The following is an 18,406-nucleotide window of genomic DNA, read 5'->3' on the forward strand; positions in this document are numbered from 1 at the left end:
AAAATCGCAATTGCTTTTGTGCAAGCGCCGGTTTAGTGTTTGGGCCAAGTAAAATAGCAAGCAGTAAAATATGTCCATTCATTTGCCCATCGATATCCGAGCCATCAAGGGGTTCCTCGCTGCCCACGAGGGCGAAGCGCTCTATCATCTTGCCGCTGAGACCAGCAGCCTCGGCCCCTGCCTCGAAGTAGGCAGCTACTGCGGGAAGTCCACAATCTACTTAGCCTCAGCCTGCAAACTAACCGACAGTGTCGTGTTTGCCGTGGATCACCACCGCGGCTCCGAGGAGCATCAACCGGGTGAGGAATACCACGATCCCGATTTGTTTGACCAAAAAGCCAACCTAATGGACAGCTTCCGAACCTTTCGAGCCAATATGAGAGCGGCCGAACTGGAAGACTGGGTTGTGCCCGTGGTAGCTCCCTCCTCGGTGGCCGCGCGCCACTGGAATACCCCACTGGGCCTGGTATTTATCGACGGAGGCCACTCCCTTGAAGCGGCACTGACCGACTACCGCAGCTGGTCCAGGCATATTGTGCCAGGCGGCTACCTGGCCATTCACGATATATTCCCCGACCCCGCCGATGGCGGCCAAGCCCCCTATGACATTTACAAGCTCGCTCTAGCTTCCGCTCAATTCGAGCTGGTCGAAACTGTCGACACCCTGGGCATCCTTCGCCGTATCTGAAGGCAGGCACACCGAGGTAAACAAACCGCTCGCCGGCGTCAGGTTGGCGAGTGCATCTGCCGCAAGCAGCATCGCACCCACGGTCCAGGTGGTTTTCTCCTCGGGCCAAACCGCCTGGTCTCGATAGACATATCCAGTCCAGTAGCCACCATCGCTGTCCTGCCAGCGGTGCAGGCCGCGATAAATGATCTCCGCACGTGCCCGCTGCCCCGAGGCCAATAGGGCCATAGTCAACTCGCAGGATTCCGCCACGGTCACCCAGGGCTCATCATTGACACAACGGCAACCCAAACCGGCCACCACAAACTCATCCCAGCGCTGCTGCAGTCGAGCACGCGCAGCTTCGCCTGTAAATGCGCCTGTGAGCACAGGGTAAAACCAATCCATGGAAAAACGTGCCTTGCTCTCCCAGGTACGGTCAAAACGCTCGGGTTTACTCTGTAGAGCCTCACCTAATGCCGTGCGTCCCCGCACCCATTCCGGTCGAGCCACCCCCAACACACTGGCAATATTGATCGCGCACTCAAGGCTTTTAAAAACTGAGGCACAGCCGGTAATCAGGGCATCCTCTTTAGGCTGTCCCCCGGCATCCACAGCCCAGTGAATTTCACCGTGTTCAGTCTGAAGACCCAGGACAAAATCGATAGCGCGCTCAACCATCGACCAGTACTGCTGTAGAAAACCTTTGTCGCCACTGATCAGGAAATAGTGCCAGACCCCAGTGGCTACGTAGGCGACAAAATTAGTCTCCCGGCGCTCACCGTTATCGATCTCTCCATCTTTATAAGCCGCCCACCAGCTGCCATCCGGCAATTGAATATCCGCCAACCAGCGATAGGCTTTCTCCGCGGCACCAAATTCTCCGGCGATAGCCAATCCCATGGCCGCCTCAACATGATCCCAAGGATCGGCATAGTGCCCTTTAAACCAGGGGATTGAGCCATCGGGTAATTGCTGGGAAAGGATGTAGGCTGCGCTATCACGCACAAAACCTACGGGGAAAAGGCTTGTACTCTTTTTGGGGGGCAATACCGTTTCACTCATGGGTTCACCTCCCCTGCCAAACCCAAGGGCTCAGGCGCCGGCTGCTCCGCTTTCACAAAGTAGAGCGCGACACTTTTCCCCAAAAGAGGATTCAACAGCTTTTCAGCCACACGTGTGAGTGCGGGCCGCTTCATCAAGTCCCACACTAACAAGCGATGGTAAGCTTTCACCAAGCGGTTATCTGGTTTATCCCAAAACAGACATTTCAACCACCAATAGGGCGCGTGCAGTGCGTGCGCCTTGTGCCGAGCGAAATGGCGATGTCCCAGAGCTTCAATACTCTGACGCAGCTCCCGCTCACGGAAAATACGAATATGCCCCCCCTCCACCTGATGATACGCATCGCTAAGCTGCCAGCAGACCCACTCGGGAAAATACGCCGGCACAGTAGCGGCAAAGATACCTGAGGGTTTCAATACACGGTCAATTTCTGCGAGAACCGCTTTGTACTCATGAATGTGCTCCAATACCTCGGAGCAGATCACCACATCGAATGTGGCGTCGGCAAACGGCAGCTGCAAACCATTGGCAACCCCAAGTAACAGGCGCCCTTTGGCGTGTTCAGAATTATTAAAAGGCTCTGCCCGCTCATTGGCGGTACACACATCATCTAGGCACAGATCGATGCCGTATACATCCACCTCATCAGTGATCATCAAATGAATGGAGTGACGCCCCTCGCCACAGCCCAGGTCCAAAACTTTTTGTCCCGGGCGAAGGTTCAGGTGTTGCGGATCTACAGTAATCATTAAGCAGCCTCCGCACCGCTAACATCTGTATCGACTAAGCCCGTTTCGTTCTGCTGTTGCACCACAGACTCGCCAAGTATTTCCCGGTAGTAAGCCACCAGGTTCGATGCCGCCAAACTCCAACAGAACTTATTTTCGATACGCGCCCTGCCTTGAGCGCCCATATCCGCTTGCAAAGATTCATCCGCCAGAACACGACCAAGGGCCTCCGCCAGCGCATTACTGTCACCGGCCGGGACGACGATGCCGGCGTCGCCGACAACTTCTGGCAGCGCACCTCCATCACTGGAAACCACCGGGGCCCCACAGGCCATCGCCTCACCCGCAGGCAAGCCAAACCCTTCATACAGTGATGGGCAGGCCACAACTGTTGCACTGCGGTAGTGGTTCACCAATTCTTCATTGGAAATCCCAGACACAAACTGTACAGCATCTTGCAGGTTCAACTTCTGCAACAGCTTTTCGGTAGCGCCACCTTTGCGCAAACGACCAACCACCAATAGCTCCAGCTCAGGAAAGCGCTCACGCAATCCGGCCATAGCCTGAAGTAAGACTCCAAGCCCTTTGAGCGGCTGGTCCGCCGAAGAGGTCGTCATAATGCGCAAGGGTTGGCGTTGCACCTTGTTATCGGGGCTGAAGATCTCTGTGTCGATACCGTTATAGATCAAGTGTATTTGCTCCGGCGCCACCCCGAATTGTTCGATGATGTCCCGCTCTGACTGGCGCGATACCGTGACAATATGGCGCAACTTCCTCGAAACCTTGATTTGCATATTCAGGAAGTTGTGCCAACGTCGCACCAACAAACGAAAGCGCCAGTCCGGCGCCGCATCTAGGGCTAGCTGGCGATCGCGGGTAATGGGATGGTGAATAGTGGCAACAACTGGGAGGCCGCTGCGCTCGATATCCAACAGCCCATAGCAAAGCGATTGGTTATCGTGAACTATGTCGTATTGGTGACCATGCTGACGTAAGTATTTACGCACGCGACGACCAAAAGTATATGGCTCGGCAAAACCGCCGGTCAGTTTACTCAACCATTCAAAGAAGTCTGCCCAAGAGAGCAGATGTTTTGGTCTAAGGGCACGGCTGGGTTTTTCTACTTCATAGAGATTGAGTCCGGGCATCTTGATCAAGTTCACCCGCTCATCCAGCTCTGGGTAGGGCTGGCCGGATATCACATCGACCGAATGGCCGGCATCAACCAGAGCCTTACTCAAGTAACGGAGATAAATTCCCTGGCCACCACTGTGCGGATGACTGCGATATCCCAGTAGACATATTTTTAGTGGCCGTGTCTCGCTAGCCATTGGACCGTCTGCACAATTTCCCAAGGCGGTCATAGATTCCCCATCTGCTTGTTCTGAGACCCACACTCATTAATCAAAAAGGCAGCGCCCTGCTGTGAAGCCTGGCTATAGCAATCGACCAATCCGGGGCTCTACGCTGATAAAGCGGAAGAATACACTGGCGGGGAAATGACTGCTAGGCAGAAGTAATCCACTCTCTTGGCCAGTCTGCCCTTCCGCGTGGCTTCTGAAGCCAAATAAAGTACGCGGCGAACTTCTATCAAATACATTATCGGCCGATGAACTACACCAGATCTCTGCGCTGCACATACCCCATTTAAAAATATTTTTGCCTGCGCCAGGTTTACTCTCAGCCCGTCATCAGAGGCAGAATGAATAGAAAGAAAAGTGTGACAAGAGTTTTTTGGCAAAAGAGCTGAGAAAATAGCCTATGTATTTATTTTTGACCGGCAAAAAAATGCCCGCCAAAAGGCGGGCCAGGTTTCTCGAACACACTTTCAGGAGGAGAGTTTCAAGTACGTTACGCACTTAAATTTAGGTATAGCAGAGTATCGATCTCTCCTGTATTCCTGCCGGCATTCCTGTCGTAAAAGCCGTTCAGTATTTATGCCGCCGGTACACGAGAAACCGTGATTAAACCCGATGCAAATAACTTTGGTATTCCACATCGGTAACTCGAGCGCCAATCTCCGCCATCTCCTGACGCTTCAGCATAAGGAAAAGTTCGACAAACCGAGGATCGAGATATTCTCTCCACAAGGCACTCTTATCAAAGCGCTTAAGTGCCCCACTCCAGGTATTGATCAGTTGCTCGCTTTGCACCTGATAGGCATCGCCTTCAACCGGATCGGGAGCTTGTAACTGGTTCTCAATTCCGTGGCAGACACCGGCCAAAATACCCGCCAACACCAAGTAGGGATTCACATCGGCACCGGCAATGCGGTGTTCGATACGACGAGCCTCGGGATTACTGGCTGGTACTCGCAAAGTGGTGGTTCGGTTGTCGTAGCCCCAGCACAGATTCAGCGGCGCGTGAGAACTCTCTTGGAAGCGGCGGTAGGAATTGCTGTGTGGCGCAAAGAAAGCCATCGCATCATTGGCGGTTGCCAACATACCTGCCGCTGCCTGACGCAGCAGCTCGGAGCCCTCTTCACTGCCATCATCAAAAACATTTTTACCATGACTATCAATCAAACTCATATGCACGTGCATACCGTTGCCAGCCTGATCCCCAAAGGGTTTAGCCATAGTGCTTACACGGAAGCCGTGGCTGCGCGCCACGCCTTTCAGAAGGCGCTTAAATAACAGAGTTTGATCCGCCACCTTGACAGGATCGGCACTGTGCAACAGGTTAATTTCAAACTGACCGGGCGCACACTCTGAAAGCACTGAATCAGCTGGAATACCCTGCTCCTCACAAGCGGCACGCACATCGGCAAAAAAGTGACGCTGCGCGTTCAGCTCAGACAAATCATATACATCGGTAGAGGGCACCAGTTCGGCATCGTTGTCGCTGACTGGGCGCGGGCGCGCCAAGTGATCAACGTCATCGCGCAACAAATAGAATTCCAATTCGGTGGCACAGACTGCGGTATAACCGAGCTTCTGCAGGCGATCCACCACCCGCTGCAGCTGGGCACGTGGATCGGCATAGAGTGAAGAGCCATCCGCCTCGTGCAACTGCATATGCAGCTGTGCTGTTACCTCCCGGTGCCAGGGCGCCAGACTGATCGGCGATACCGGCAGACAAACACCATCACTGTCACCACTGGCAAACACCAGAGGGCTATCTTCAATATCCCGCCCCCAGATATCCAGGCTGACAGCGCTACGGGGCATTTGCAGGCTTCCCTTCAGCAGCTTCTCCGCCGCCTCTGCTGGTAGCCATTTGCCACGGGGGACACCATTGATATCGAACATAAAGCCTTCAATCCACTTTAGGTCCGTGTGCTCTGCCAGGAATTTGCGCGACTGCTCCAACAGCTCTGGTTGGGCAGTAAATTCTTTTTCTTGTGACATAAGTTGCCTGAGGTAATCCTGTCAAACCGCAGAAGCGGCCCAGGGCGGTCACCTGCATTCTCCGTTGACGGATAGTGGGTGACAGCCTTGCGCCGCTTCCAAAAAAGGGGCTAGACCCCGAGTTTACGCTAGAGCTTTAGCGGTGTCGTCAAGCGCGCGATGCGCTTTTTCCACAAGCTCATCCACCTGCTCAGTGGTAATAATCAGTGGCGGCGCAATCACCATGGCATCACCCACGGCACGCATGACCAAACCGTGCTTGATACTCAGATCACGACATACGCCACCGGCAGTGCAGTCATCATCAAAGCGGGCGCGGCTGGCCTTGTCTTTCACCAGCTCCAAAGCGCCGACCATACCCAGGCTGCGCGCCTCACCAACGATGGGGTGCTCTGCCAACTCTGCCCAACGTTTGGCAAGGTAAGGGCCAGTCACATCGCGCACATTCTCGATAATCTTCTCATTGCGCAGGATATTAATAGTGGCCAGGCCTGCCATACAGGCCGCGGGGTGCGCAGAGTAGGTGTAGCCGTGAGTAAATTCCCCGCCCTTGCTCTTGATCACATCAGCAACGCGATCACCTACCATGGTACCGCCGAGAGGGAAATAACCATTGGTCACCGCTTTGGCGAAAGTCATCAGGTCCGGCTTGAGGCCGTAATAATCTGCACCAAACCATTCACCAGTGCGCCCAAAGCCGAATATCACCTCATCCATCACCAACAGAATGTCGTATTGATCCAATACTTTCTTCACTTCTGGCCAGTAGGTTTCCGGCGGAATGACCACACCACCTGCACCCTGGATAGGTTCGGCAATAAAGGCGGCCACTTTCTCAGGGCCCAGCTCCTGGATTTTTTCGTCGAGGCTGCGCGCGGCTTGAATACCGAACTCCTCTGGGGACATTTCCCCGCCCTCAGCAAACCAGTAAGGCTGCTGTACGTGTTCAATGTAATCCAGCGGCTGGAACTGCTTGTGCATACCGCTCATACCACCCAGGCTGGCACCGGCGATGGTGGAGCCGTGATAACCATTTTTGCGGGAAATCACAATGCGCTTCTCGGGCTTGTCCTGCAGATCCCAGAAACGGCGAATCAGGCGCAAATTGGTGTCATTCGCCTCAGAACCGGAGCCGGTGAAGAACACATTGCTCATACTGGCGGGAGTTACTTCTGCCAGGGCATCTGCCAGCTCGATAGATGGCACGGTAGTGCACTGGAAGAAACTGTTATAGAACGGCAGGGTATTCAGCTGCTCATAGATTGCATCGCTAATTTCCTTACGGCTATAACCCAGGTTGCAGCACCACAAACCAGACATGCCATCCAGTAGACGATTACCATCGATATCGGTGATATAAGCGCCTTCAGCACTGGTGATCACCCGGGTGCCCTGTTGCCCCAAGTCATTGAAGTCAGTAAAGGGGTGCAGCAGGTGCTCGCGGTCGTGTTGTTGCAGCTCACTTTTGTTCATATTTCGCTCCTGGCTTTGCTCTGGGGGCTCTCCACAGCACCGGACGAGAGCCCGCATGCATCGAATGAGTCATCCCGCAATTGATCACCTACCCTCCGGAGCCCATTAACGTGCCTTGCCGGACAGGGTATTGCTTCCAAAATTTGTGATCACATTCTAGTGGCGAGACTGACGGAAGCGCAAGATCTATCTATGCCTCAGGGTAACAATAGGGTCCAGAACCGCAGTTACCCTTAGCTTGTAGAAAATCCTGACCTGAAATTGCGGCAACAAGAACCCTTACAACAGGGATACGTGAAGACTCTCACAGTGACCTATCAAGATGGCTAAAAAGGTCGGGCTTGTTGGCCTGGGCTGGCTCCTATAAATATGGCTGTAAAAGCGCCTGCCCAAGCCCTAGAGTAATTCTTCGGCGGGAATTGAGCCGAGCCCCTCCTCAATATCCTGACGAATAGCAAGGCGCACTCGCGCCACATCGCCATCGGCAATCGCACCAAGCAGGTCCTCGTGACGGTCCGGCAACTCTTGTACACCGAAGCGCTGGAACACCAGGTGCTGCAAGGGAGCTGTTTGCAGCCATAGGCTCTCTATCAGCGAGAGGATGATATGGGGATGCCCCAGGCGATAGAGGGTAAAGTGGAAATCGAGATTGGCCGTCACATACTCCTCGATATCCTTCTCTCTGAGCGCTTTAGTGACTCGAGCATCTAGCTGTCGTAACCGCTCGAGGGCCCCCCGTCCTACAAAGGGCAGCGCCTGCTCTGCGGCCTGACACTCCAGCGCAACCCGTGCCGCACAAATCTCTGCGAGCTTTTCTGGCGTCATGGTGGGCACAGTGACACGGCGGGTATCAGACAGCTCTAGCGCTCGCTCCGAGGTCAGGCGCCGCAAGGCCTCACGGACAGGCATCGGGCTGCAATTCAAGTCCGCCGCCAAACCCCGGATAGTGACCGGGTGCCCCGGCAAAAACTTGCCACGCAGAATGGCATCTCGCACCTGAAAATACACACGCTCCTGGGTAGTGCGAAACTCCTCCTGCGGAGGGCTAAATTCCGGTGCCATCTTCATGCGGCCCCAACCTGTTGCAACTTGTGGGGCAAATCATCGGAACCCACTTCGATAAGATGATCTGCTACCCGGCCGGTCTGCCAGATTTCATAAAAGTCGTCTGCCACCTGCCGGCTCATTTCCACCACTTTTTTCCAATAGCGCACACGCTCATCCGAGGGCATCTTATAAAAGTCGTTGCGATCCGGGATCTTGCCAAATGGTAATCGCTCCACAAACCCCGGCGACGGTGCGATCAGTAGTGTCGACATCATGGCATCGCCACGCACACGTCGCCAGGACAACCCCTTGTCGAACCAACCGGGCACCATAAACGGGAAGAAATGCGGGTAGAGCACTAATCCACGTGGATGGCTGAAGCGCAAATCAAAGTGGTAGTCTGTAATCCCGCCATCGCGATAATTTCCCAAGGGTGCGCCAGCCGGGTTGCGCACACCCGCCATTACCAGTGGTATAGAACCACTGGCGAGCACCACCTCACGGACATTCTCCGGAGTGAGGGGGGCATTCGCCGTACTCAGATTGCCAAACTTCACAGTGGCCTGGGCCCGGGAGTGAAACACTACGCGCTCCCAGAAGGCTTTAAGGCTATGTCTGGAAACCGCATTGACCAACGCAGACGTAAAGAGCGCCGGGGCCAGAATAGCTCGCTTTTCACTTGCCAGGGGGCCACGCCCACGCGCTGTCACGAAGTGACTCTGCCACAAGGGATTCTCCACCACCTCGCGCGCACCACTTTCCCCTAACACTTCCTGAAGAATCGCGCCACCCGTCGCCGTAATCTCAGCCGGGGTAGGCTTGGTATCGCCGTAGCTCTGGTGAATATACCCATATTCCAGACGTTCCAGCGCCGCCAAAGGATTCTCCATGGCGTAGCACATATTGCGAAAACTACCGATTGATGAACCCAGCGTCGCAATAGGCTCACTGCGACCTTTGAAAAAAGCCCCCATAAGAACCCGATCCAGCTGACTGATAACCAGCCACTTGGGGCCCCCAGAAGCTCCCACCAAGGTTGAGAACTGCCCTTGATGTAATCCCTCCTCGCGAACCCTACGCGCCGCTTTGGCGCCGGCCAGTAAAATGCAACTGCGGTTCTTCACATAAATTCCTTATCAATTTACCTAAAAGCCAAAGTCAAATGAGAGCCTTGCCAGGGCCAATTACCACTCGCCGCTGTTCTCCATCGACTTCCAGGGTTCCCTCGGTTCCAGGGGCTCGCCATTTTGTAACAGTTCAATTGAGATACCGTCCGGCGAACGGAAAAAGGCCATATGGCCATCGCGAGGGGGACGATTGATCGTAACCCCCGCATCCATCATTCTCTGGCAGACGGCGTAGATATCATCCACTCCATAAGCCAGGTGGCCGAAGTTTCGCCCGCCACTGTAGGACTCCGAATCCCAGTTGTAAGTGAGTTCCAGCGTGGGCGCTTTATACTGGCGAGCACTATCGACATCCTCAGGGGCCGCAAGATATACCAGGGTGAAACGCCCTTTGTCATAATCTTTGCGATGTACCAACTGCAAGCCCAACTTCTCACAGTAAAACTTTAAGGATTCTTCCAGGTTGGCCACACGGACCATTGTGTGCAGGTATCTCACCCTCTACTCCTTCCTGTTGCCAGGATCTACAATCGCGGGGAATAATAAATAATTCAGCTTCGCCTCGCGAAAAGCAAATGTATAAAAAATTCTATCGTGCATTTTCTCAAGCACCCAGCGGCAGCCCATCCTCCATGCTGCACATGGCCTGTCACTCCCACCATTACTGGCCCGATGTGACCTTGGAGGCAGTCCAACAATACTGGCAGGATGCGGCACTGCTCGCCGATGACAAGTGGGGACCTATTTTCCAGGAAAAAATACCCGCCTGGCAAAGTGCCGTCGCGCGAACACTAAACCTCCCCGACGCTTCTCAAATAGCTATTGCCCCCAATACCCACGAGCTTGTCTACCGGCTACTTAGTGCCTTTCCCATCACTGAACCCCTGCATATCCTCACTACAGATGGAGAATTTTACAGCTTCACCCGCCAGCTGCAGCGGCTGGAAGAATTGCCCAACATACAAGTAACCCGTATACCCAAACACCCCTTCTCCACCCTGGCAGAGCGCTTTGAGCAGGAACTGCATACGGGAGACTACCAACTGGCTTATGCCAGCCTGGTGTTTTTCGATTCTGGCGTGGTATTCCCCGACCTATTGCGAATCGTCGAGCAGAAGCCAACCCAAACCCAGTTTGTAGTCGACGGTTACCATGGGTTTTTTGCCCGCCCAATCGACCTGAGTGGTATTGCTGACAAAGCATTTTTTACTGCCGGCTCGTATAAATACCTGGGTGCCGGCGAAGGGCTGTGTTTTATGAGCATTCCTCGCAACTACTCCCTACGACCACTAAATACCGGCTGGTTTGCCGAAATTGCGGAGCCTGAAAATCGCCGTGGCCATGTCAGCTATGCGGACAACTGGCTGAGATTTGCCGGGGCAACTATGGATTATTCCTGCCTGTACAAGGGTCTTTCCATTTTCGATCTATTCCGACGCGAAGGTATCACCGTAGATAAAATCCACCGCTATGTCCTCAATGCCCAAAGCCGCTTCCTGAACACAATGGACAAAAACAGCCACCCTCTACTCAACCGGGAGCGCCTAATTCACCACGACCTGAAGGAGGGCCATGGCCACTTTTTCACGTTCGATTGCGGCACAACAGAAAACTCAGAAAAGCTACAAAAAGAGCTGAAAGCCCGAGCAGTCCTTTGCGACAGGCGCCAACATCTACTGCGCCTGGGCTTTGCTATCTACCATGACGAAAATGAAACTTATCAGCAGGTTTTTGACTCCCCCTAAATAAATTCGCGGGCACTGTTATGCTGATTAACAGGCTAAGCCAGCCGGCAGCCTCTATTGTTCAATACTTTGATCCATACTTTTGCGGACGATGTAACCTTAAAAGCGGGAGAGTCCGGACCTAATCATGAAGCTGCTTCTCCTCAACCCAAATACCACAGAATCTATGACGTCACTAATGGCGGGCGCCGCACAAAGGGTTGCATCTCCGCGCACCAAAATCGTAGCGACCACCGCCAAGATCGGCTTTCCTTATATTTCGAGCCGGGTCGAGGCCGAAATTATCGCTAGTGATATCCTCGAGACAATTGCTGAACACCACACACAGGTAGACGCAGTCATCATCTCTGCATTCGGGGACCCAGGTCTCATTGGTGCGCGTCAGTTATTCGACATTCCCGTGATCGGTGTTGCCGAGGCGGCAATGCTGACCGCTTGTGCACTTGGCCAGCGCTTCTCGATAGTCACATTTAGCGATAGTTTGGCGGACTGGTTTCGTGATGGTGTGCTGCGTGCCGGTCTCGAAAATCGCTTCACCGGCATTCGCCTACCTAGCGAGTGTTTCCAATCAATCGAAACTGTACAGGAAGAGCTTAGCGAGAGCTTGGTTCAGCTCGTAGAAGAAGCTGCATATACTGACCGGGCAGATGTCGCCATCCTCGCTGGAGGACCGCTCGCCGGTCTTGCCACAAAGATTTCTGACAGGCTGCCGATTCCTGTGGTCGATCCAGTCCCTGCCGCTGTCGTGCAAGCAGAGGGTCTTGTACGGCTCAACCCAGGTATTGCCCGCGCAGGTGGTTTCGCCCGTCCGCCCGCGAAAGACACATTGGGCCTCCCCGATAGCCTCTCCAGGCGAATAGAGCACACTGACTGAGTCTTCTTCCAAGACTTCCTTATAATCTCTACTCTCCCGATAGCTCTAGCTCAAAGAATTACGGAGGTTGGATTTAGCCAGCCAGATACAGCCTGCGATTAAGTATCCTAAAAACGAATGCAGCCACGTGTTTCTAACAGACGTCGATACCTTCTTCTCCTGAGTTTTGTTTTCTCCCAAGAAAGATGAAACTTATCAGAAGAAATTTAGCTCTGATTAAGCTGGCAGCACTTTCCCGGCCAGGTGGCAAGCCAATATTGCCAAGCAGCTTGTCTACAGCTCCCCGATGATCCGTTATGCTGACCTTCTTGCTCAGCTACGGTTCAGAAAGGCACTGATAGTATTTGGCGCCTAATGCATCGGAGTGATGCCAAATCCATAGCGATTGATAAGGAAAAATCATGAAGTTAGTAAAATTCTCGACAATCACAGTACTTACTCTGCTTATCGCCGCTTGCGGAAATGGGCAGGCTCCCTCCGAACGGGGAACCCTGGTCTCTATTGCGGCTCAAGGTGAGGCAAGACAGGCTCCCGATGTTGCCAATTTGTCTGTAGGCGTGGTAACTGAGGCAGACGACAGCAAACAAGCCATGCAAGATAATGCCGAACAAATGGCTACGCTAATGAAAGCGATTAAGAAAGCCGGTATTGCCAAGAAAGATATTCAAACCAGCGGCGTCAGTCTTTCTCCCCGCTACCATTATCAGAGAGATCAGAAGCCCAAAATCGTCGGCTATACTGCGCGAAATACCCTCAACATCAAAGTGCGCAAATTGGGTGAGCTGGGAGGTGTACTGGACGACCTCACCGCCGCCGGGGCCAACCAAATTAACGGTCCCAGCTTTGAGATTGGCGAGCCAGAACCAGTAAAAGCTGAGGCTCGCGAAAAAGCCCTATTGGATGCCCAGGAGCGCGCGACTATTTACGCTAAAGCACTGGGCATGAAGGTTCGTCGAATCGTGAGTATTTCTGAACAGGGTAGCGGCGGCATGCCCCGCCCTATGATGTTAAGGGGCCAGATGGAGTCAATGAAAGACAGTGCTTCAACCCCTATAGCCCCTGGTGAGACTACCGTAACTGTCAATTTGGACCTGGTCTTCGAGCTGAAATAATCAATTGCTTCTATACCGGCCCCGCAATTCTATGCGGTGCCGGTATTCTACTCACAACTGTCAACCATTCCCCTCATGCTCCAGAAATACCTCCACTGCCGGCTCGCTGGGGTATTTGAAAACCTTGCCTTCCTTCATGACAAACTGCACCCGTTGCAATTCGGAGATATCCTCCAGAGGGTTTCCTGCAACCGCAATGATGTCCGCGAGTTTGCCCTCGCTGATACTGCCAAGCTCGTCTTGAATCTGCAGTAATTGTGCGGCATTCCAGGTTGCAGAGCGGATGGCGTCGGCAGGAGTCATTCCCCCCTGTACCATCAAGACAAATTCCCGTGCATTCTCTCCATGCCGGGTCACACCGGTATCGGTCCCAAAGGCAATTTTAACTCCGCGTTTATATGCCTTGGAAAAAGTCTCTTGCATTAGAGGCCCCATAGTGGCGGCCTTAGGACGAACAATTTCGGGCAAAAAACCATCGATCGCAGATTTCTCAGTTACCCACTCTCCGGCCATCAAAGTCGGAACAAACCAAGTGTTGTTCCTACGCATGAGATCCATCACCTCTTCATCCATGTAGGTGCCGTGCTCAATGGAGTTCACACCGGCGCGAATAGCTCGAATCATGCCTTCCTTGCCATGGGCATGCACCGCCACGGTAAAGCCATAATCTTTGGCAGTGGCAACAATTGCCTCCAACTCATCCTGCATAAATTGTGGATTTTGCCCACTTTTGGCAACGCTCAGCACCCCGCCAGTAGCAGTGATTTTGATGAGGTCTGCACCATCCTTATAGCGCTGACGAATCGCCTTGCGCGCGGAAATAGGCCCATCCACAACACCATCGGCCGGACTGAGATTCCCTACTAAGTCATGGCGGCGACCATTCGTGGGATCAGCGTGACCACCGGTGGTTGCGATAGATTTTCCCGCAGTGTAAATCCTCGGTCCCTCAATAGTGCCTGCTTCAATCGCTCGCCGCAGACTGACGGTAACATTATCGTGATCACCCAGATTGCGGATGGTGGTAAAGCCCGCCTGCAAGGTACGGCTGGCCGCATCGACACCGCGCAGAGTGAAATCTGCCGGATTCCAGGTATAAGATTCCGTATAAGCACGAGGACCAAACTCATAAGTGAGGTGGCTGTGCATATCCATCAACCCTGGAAGCACAGTGTAATTGCGCAAGTCGACAAGAATTTCTCGCTCCCGCTTGGCAAACCCTTTTTGTACGGATTCAATACGGCCATCCACAATATGAATGGTGCGATTCTCTAACAGTTTTCCATTACTGCTATTGAAGAGTTTCCCCGCATAAATAGCGAGTTCTTCAGCAGTAGCCTGCTGGCAAAACAGACCGGCAAAAACAGCCAGCGCCGTGACTGTGCGGCGAAAGAAGCAGCCTCTCTTGGAACTTGTGGTCATTGTCGTCACCAGTAAGTCTCTTTTAGATTTGTAATGTTTTTATGGACAGCTGCTCAATTTAACGCAATCGCCGAGGCGAGAGGAAGCCCTATGAAGATCTATGAGTTTGCAAGCGCCCCCAATTGTCGTCGAGTTCGCATGTATCTTGCGGAAAAAGGCATCGAAGTTGAATTTACCCATGTAGATATTACCAAGGGCGAAAACCTCAGCCCCGAATATCGCAGTAAAGATATCAACAAGAAAGTTCCCGTATTGGAACTGGATGATGGCGCTTATATCTCTGAGTCCGTAGCGATTCAACGATACTTCGAAGAACTACACCCGGAGCCGGTACTCTTTGGCCGCGATGCAAAAGAAAAAGCCCTAGTGGAAATGTGGAATCGCCGTGCCGACTTCAACTTAATGTTTCCAGTAGGAATGTGCTTCCAACACGTTTCTGGCTTTTTCAAAGACCGCATGAACGTCTATCCTGAATTCGGCGAGGATTCGGGTAAACGCGCGATAAAATTTATGGGGGCCCTAAACGACCACCTCTCTGATCATGAATTTCTGGTTGGAAATTATTTTTCAGTAGCCGATATCAGCATGGTGTGCAGTCTCGATTTTGGCAAAGTACAGAATCTACGCCCGGATGCCGAAAAACACCCCCACCTGATCCGCTGGCGTGAGCAGCTCAAGCAGCGCCCAAGCTTCAAGGCCTGAGGTAAATTTCTGAAAAACTATTCGGAATAGCCTGTCCAGTGGAGGGTATCAGGTTTTGAAAAAAACCACTAAACGCCCATAAAAAACGCCCCGGTTTATAAGAAACCGGGGCGTTTTTAGTATGACATCAATTTTTTATTGATCTTTTGCGGGCAGTACCTCTACAGGACCAATATCCAGGGCTTCAACCTCTCCCTTAATCTTTTCCAGATCGCCAACAATGACCCAAGTAAATTGATCTGGTGCAAGAAACTCTTGCGCAGAGGACTCTACCTGCTCCTTATTCAAAGCGGCCACCCTTTGGGGATAATCAGCAATGTATTCTTCCGGCAAGCCTTTTTCCACCTGCCAGTTGATACTGGACAATAACTGCCCTTTGGTTTGGAAGCGTGCACTCTGTTTTAGCACTTCATCGTTTCGATAGTCCTCCAACTCCTTCTCGGTAATGGGGCGGTCAGTCAAATACTCTTGATATTCTTTGATTAATTCCTTGATGGCCGGGGCTGTTTTATCGGTCTGCACTGGGGCAAACAGAATGTAAGGCCGCTGACCTTCCGTATCCATGGAAACCGCTCGGGCGCCGTAGGACCAATGCTTGTCTTCACGCAGGTTCATATTAACCCGCGAGGTAAACTTACCAGCGATCGTATTGGCCATCGCATCAAAAGCTTCAGCACCCTGCGGCTGCCAAGGCGGCATCACCAATCCAGCCATGATGAAACTTTGCTGGGCGCCTGGACGATCCAGGAGGTAAACCCTGGCCTTTTCCGGACGCGCCACCTTGGCCACATCAATTTGTGGCAACTCCTCTTTAGGCGCTTTCCAGCCACCCAGAGTTTCATTGAGGAGCGGTTCGATCTCTTTTTCTGTTACATCACCAACAATGGTGAGAGTGGCGTTATCGGGACGCACCCAGGTATTCTGGAAGTTCACCAGATCTTCGCGAGTGATCGACTTAATGCCTTCAGGTGTGCCAGAGCCGGTCAAGGGGGCGCCATAGGGATGCTCGTTACCAAAGAGCAGTGGCGGTAACTCACGCAGTGCCAATCCCTGGGGTTGTGCCTTTTCCTGGGCGATGGCATCCAGGCGATTGGACTTTACCCGCTCGAGATCGGACTCGGGGAAACGGGGCTCGGTAACCACCTTGGAAAATAACTCCAGTGAGGGTTTCAACTGTGACTTAAGGGCACTCATACTGATGGAGTTGTAATCCAAACCACTGCCACCACCAATACTTACCCCTAGCTCCTCAGCTCTGGCGCTAAACTCCAGGCTATCGAGATTGCCGGCGCCCTCATTCAACATTTGTGCCGCAACTGAAGCGAGCCCGGGTTTACTTTTGTCTGCTGAGGCACCACTGCGAAATTGCAGATTCATCAACACAACCGGCGTATCGTGGCGCTCAGCCAAAACAACCCGAAGACCATTTTTCAGGGTAAAGTTCTGCTGCTTAGGTAACTCCAACTCTACATTTTTATCCACCTCCGGGAGCTTACTGCGGTCTGCCCCCTCGGCGGCTGCAGTAAACTGCTGCTGAGGCTGGATAATCAAAGTGTAAGAGTCATCTTTCAGCCACTGCTCTGCTACATCCTGCACCTCACGAGCGGAAACCTTGGCATACTCTTCAACACCCTTCAGAAGTGCGCCGGGATCGTCATAGTAAAATTCCGAACGGGCGAGGATATCGCTCTTACCACCAAAGCCACCGGTTTTTTCCAATCCTTTTACCAGGCTGGCGAATTCACCCTGCTTAACCCGGCGCAGCTCTTCTGCGCTGACGCCGTTTTTAGCAAACTGCTGCAACTCTTTATCTAAAAGCTTTTCCACTTTATCGACAGACTGCCCCGGCTTCACATCCACCACAATAATCAGCTGACCTGCCAACTGGCGACCGTAGTAAAAAGCACTCACACTGGTTGCTACTTTTTCATCCCGAACCAATCGGCGATATAACAAGGAATTTTTACGATTTGCCAGCAGCGAAGTCATCAGCTCCAGGGCATGCTCTTCCTCACTACCAATGGCGGGGACATTCCAAACCTTGTAAATACGGGTTTGCGGTACTTGGTCGTGAACAACTTCGCGCTTTTTCACCTGGGTGGGTAACTCCCAGTTTTTGATTCGAGGTTGCACTTTAGTACTGGGAATATCAGCAAAATATTTGCGCGCCTTGGCCATCGCCTCATCAACACTGATATCACCGGCAATAACCAGGGTAGCGTTGGCGGGTTGATAGTGATCTGCAAACCACTTCTTTACATCTTCAAGGCTGGCATTATCCAGGTCTTCCATGGAACCTATAGGTGTCCATGAATAGGGGTGATCCGCAGGGAAGGTACTTTTGGCAATAATGTCAAAAGCCTTGCCGTAGGGCGCATTCTCTCCCTGGCGCTTCTCGTTTTTCACCACTCCGCGCTGCTCATCCAGCACCTCCTGGGTAATAGCGCCTTGGAAGTGGCCCATCCGGTCAGACTCCATCCACAGAGCCATATCCAGAGCCCCCTTGGGAACTGTGGCAAAGTAATTGGTGCGATCGTTACTCGTGGTGCCGTTCATATCGGTAGCACCGGAGCGCTGAAAGGGTTCAAAGTATTCGCCGGGAAAGTTCTCACTGCCATTGAACATAAGGTGTTCAAATAAGTGCGCAAAGCCGGTTTTACCCTTCGGCTCATCCTTGGAGCCCACCTTGTACCAGATGTTGGTAGAGACAACCGGGGCCTTGCGATCCTCGTGCACAATAACGGTCAGTCCGTTAGGCAAAACTTCCTTGTGAAAGGGAATATCCAGCTGAGGAGGCGGTACGAATGCTTTCTGATCCGTAGCCGCATCTTTGCTGCTGGCTGCGGCTTCCTTGTCCACGGAAAGAGCGTGGGGGGTATCATCGGTAGACTGATTACAGCCGGCAAGACCGGCAGTAGCGATAACGACACTGAAGAACACTGGACGCAAGTCCATATTGTCACTCCCTAGTAATAACCGCGGATTCAGGATGGCAAGTTTAGGCCAGTATCCAATCCATTTACCGGCTCGCCCTCCGCAGTAACGAACCAAAAACCTGACACCAGAATGAGGCACCAGGTCACTACATCAATCT

Annotated in this window: 15 protein-coding genes; 5 read left to right on the top strand and 10 right to left on the bottom strand. The window is 52.8% G+C overall.

Translation table 11 applies throughout. From position 1 onward, the window contains the following. The first annotated feature begins 70 nt into the window (after nucleotides 1–70). Nucleotides 71–688, top strand: coding sequence for a class I SAM-dependent methyltransferase (locus tag ACJJJA_RS15990; RefSeq protein WP_252082408.1), 618 nt, complete (start codon nucleotides 71–73; stop codon nucleotides 686–688). On the opposite strand, the gene ACJJJA_RS15995 is transcribed toward ACJJJA_RS15990, so the two are convergent. From ACJJJA_RS15995 to gloA, 8 genes are all read right to left on the bottom strand, one after another. Beyond that, nucleotides 623–1,732, bottom strand: coding sequence for a prenyltransferase/squalene oxidase repeat-containing protein (locus ACJJJA_RS15995; RefSeq protein ID WP_444902737.1), 1,110 nt, complete (start codon nucleotides 1,730–1,732; stop codon nucleotides 623–625). The two genes, ACJJJA_RS15990 and ACJJJA_RS15995, sit on opposite strands and share 66 nt — an antisense overlap. Then, nucleotides 1,729–2,481: a class I SAM-dependent methyltransferase gene (locus ACJJJA_RS16000; RefSeq protein ID WP_444902738.1), complete on the bottom strand. Its 753-nt coding sequence runs from the start codon at nucleotides 2,479–2,481 to the stop codon at nucleotides 1,729–1,731. Before ACJJJA_RS16000 ends, ACJJJA_RS15995 begins: the two co-directional genes overlap by 4 nt. Further along, nucleotides 2,481–3,824: a glycosyltransferase family 4 protein gene (locus ACJJJA_RS16005; RefSeq protein ID WP_444902739.1), complete on the bottom strand. Its 1,344-nt coding sequence runs from the start codon at nucleotides 3,822–3,824 to the stop codon at nucleotides 2,481–2,483. The genes ACJJJA_RS16000 and ACJJJA_RS16005 overlap by 1 nt, the downstream gene beginning before the upstream one ends. 600 nt (nucleotides 3,825–4,424) lie before the next feature. Beyond that, nucleotides 4,425–5,810 (bottom strand): glutamine synthetase family protein, encoded by a 1,386-nt coding sequence (locus ACJJJA_RS16010; RefSeq protein ID WP_252082416.1) that lies wholly within the window; start codon nucleotides 5,808–5,810, stop codon nucleotides 4,425–4,427. A gap of 123 nt (nucleotides 5,811–5,933) precedes the next feature. Then, nucleotides 5,934–7,340 (bottom strand): aspartate aminotransferase family protein, encoded by a 1,407-nt coding sequence (locus ACJJJA_RS16015; RefSeq protein ID WP_286036970.1) that lies wholly within the window; start codon nucleotides 7,338–7,340, stop codon nucleotides 5,934–5,936. Nucleotides 7,341–7,679: 339 nt separating this feature from the next. Continuing rightward, nucleotides 7,680–8,351, bottom strand: coding sequence for a GntR family transcriptional regulator (locus ACJJJA_RS16020; protein ID WP_252082419.1), 672 nt, complete (start codon nucleotides 8,349–8,351; stop codon nucleotides 7,680–7,682). After that, nucleotides 8,348–9,454: a hypothetical protein gene (locus ACJJJA_RS16025; RefSeq protein WP_444889820.1), complete on the bottom strand. Its 1,107-nt coding sequence runs from the start codon at nucleotides 9,452–9,454 to the stop codon at nucleotides 8,348–8,350. The genes ACJJJA_RS16020 and ACJJJA_RS16025 overlap by 4 nt, the downstream gene beginning before the upstream one ends. 60 nt (nucleotides 9,455–9,514) lie before the next feature. After that, nucleotides 9,515–9,955 carry a lactoylglutathione lyase gene (gene gloA, locus ACJJJA_RS16030; RefSeq protein WP_444902740.1) on the bottom strand — a complete coding sequence of 147 codons (441 nt, stop codon included), beginning with the start codon at nucleotides 9,953–9,955 and terminating at the stop codon, nucleotides 9,515–9,517. 77 nt (nucleotides 9,956–10,032) lie between these two features. On the opposite strand from gloA, the gene ACJJJA_RS16035 reads away from it, so the two are divergent. The 3 genes from ACJJJA_RS16035 (at nucleotide 10,033) to ACJJJA_RS16045 (ending at nucleotide 13,188) form a co-directional block, all read left to right on the top strand. Further along, nucleotides 10,033–11,202, top strand: a complete 1,170-nt coding sequence (locus ACJJJA_RS16035; protein WP_444902741.1) for a hypothetical protein — start codon at nucleotides 10,033–10,035, stop codon at nucleotides 11,200–11,202. Nucleotides 11,203–11,329: 127 nt separating this feature from the next. Continuing rightward, complete coding sequence (locus tag ACJJJA_RS16040; RefSeq protein WP_444902742.1) at nucleotides 11,330–12,076, top strand: aspartate/glutamate racemase family protein; 747 nt, start codon at nucleotides 11,330–11,332, stop codon at nucleotides 12,074–12,076. Between the two features lie 401 nt (nucleotides 12,077–12,477). Beyond that, on the top strand, nucleotides 12,478–13,188 hold the full coding sequence (locus ACJJJA_RS16045; protein ID WP_444902743.1) for an SIMPL domain-containing protein: 711 nt from the start codon (nucleotides 12,478–12,480) through the stop codon (nucleotides 13,186–13,188). A 60-nt stretch (nucleotides 13,189–13,248) separates the two neighbouring features. Here the strand turns inward: ACJJJA_RS16045 and ACJJJA_RS16050 are convergent, their stop codons facing one another. Beyond that, entirely contained in the window at nucleotides 13,249–14,610 is a 1,362-nt protein-coding gene (locus ACJJJA_RS16050) for a metal-dependent hydrolase family protein (protein ID WP_444902744.1), read from the bottom strand. A 90-nt stretch (nucleotides 14,611–14,700) separates the two neighbouring features. On the opposite strand from ACJJJA_RS16050, the gene ACJJJA_RS16055 reads away from it, so the two are divergent. Beyond that, nucleotides 14,701–15,312: a glutathione S-transferase family protein gene (locus tag ACJJJA_RS16055; RefSeq protein ID WP_444902745.1), complete on the top strand. Its 612-nt coding sequence runs from the start codon at nucleotides 14,701–14,703 to the stop codon at nucleotides 15,310–15,312. A gap of 135 nt (nucleotides 15,313–15,447) precedes the next feature. Here ACJJJA_RS16055 and ACJJJA_RS16060 read toward each other — a convergent pair whose 3' ends face one another. After that, nucleotides 15,448–18,267, bottom strand: coding sequence for a M16 family metallopeptidase (locus ACJJJA_RS16060; protein ID WP_444902746.1), 2,820 nt, complete (start codon nucleotides 18,265–18,267; stop codon nucleotides 15,448–15,450). Between the last annotated feature and the right edge of the window lie 139 nt (nucleotides 18,268–18,406).

The sequence above is a fragment of the Microbulbifer mixtoriginis (SeqCode) genome (assembly GCF_052466865.1).

Coding starts and splice junctions, on each gene's coding strand:
- ACJJJA_RS15990 (WP_252082408.1), top strand. CDS start 71: ATGTCCATTCATTTGCCCATCGATATCCGAGCCATCAAGGGGTTCCTC.
- ACJJJA_RS15995 (WP_444902737.1), bottom strand. CDS start 1,732: ATGAGTGAAACGGTATTGCCCCCCAAAAAGAGTACAAGCCTTTTCCCC.
- ACJJJA_RS16000 (WP_444902738.1), bottom strand. CDS start 2,481: ATGATTACTGTAGATCCGCAACACCTGAACCTTCGCCCGGGACAAAAA.
- ACJJJA_RS16005 (WP_444902739.1), bottom strand. CDS start 3,824: ATGACCGCCTTGGGAAATTGTGCAGACGGTCCAATGGCTAGCGAGACA.
- ACJJJA_RS16010 (WP_252082416.1), bottom strand. CDS start 5,810: ATGTCACAAGAAAAAGAATTTACTGCCCAACCAGAGCTGTTGGAGCAG.
- ACJJJA_RS16015 (WP_286036970.1), bottom strand. CDS start 7,340: ATGCGGGCTCTCGTCCGGTGCTGTGGAGAGCCCCCAGAGCAAAGCCAG.
- ACJJJA_RS16020 (WP_252082419.1), bottom strand. CDS start 8,351: ATGAAGATGGCACCGGAATTTAGCCCTCCGCAGGAGGAGTTTCGCACT.
- ACJJJA_RS16035 (WP_444902741.1), top strand. CDS start 10,033: ATGTATAAAAAATTCTATCGTGCATTTTCTCAAGCACCCAGCGGCAGC.
- ACJJJA_RS16040 (WP_444902742.1), top strand. CDS start 11,330: ATGAAGCTGCTTCTCCTCAACCCAAATACCACAGAATCTATGACGTCA.
- ACJJJA_RS16045 (WP_444902743.1), top strand. CDS start 12,478: ATGAAGTTAGTAAAATTCTCGACAATCACAGTACTTACTCTGCTTATC.
- ACJJJA_RS16050 (WP_444902744.1), bottom strand. CDS start 14,610: ATGACCACAAGTTCCAAGAGAGGCTGCTTCTTTCGCCGCACAGTCACG.
- ACJJJA_RS16055 (WP_444902745.1), top strand. CDS start 14,701: ATGAAGATCTATGAGTTTGCAAGCGCCCCCAATTGTCGTCGAGTTCGC.
- ACJJJA_RS16060 (WP_444902746.1), bottom strand. CDS start 18,267: ATGGACTTGCGTCCAGTGTTCTTCAGTGTCGTTATCGCTACTGCCGGT.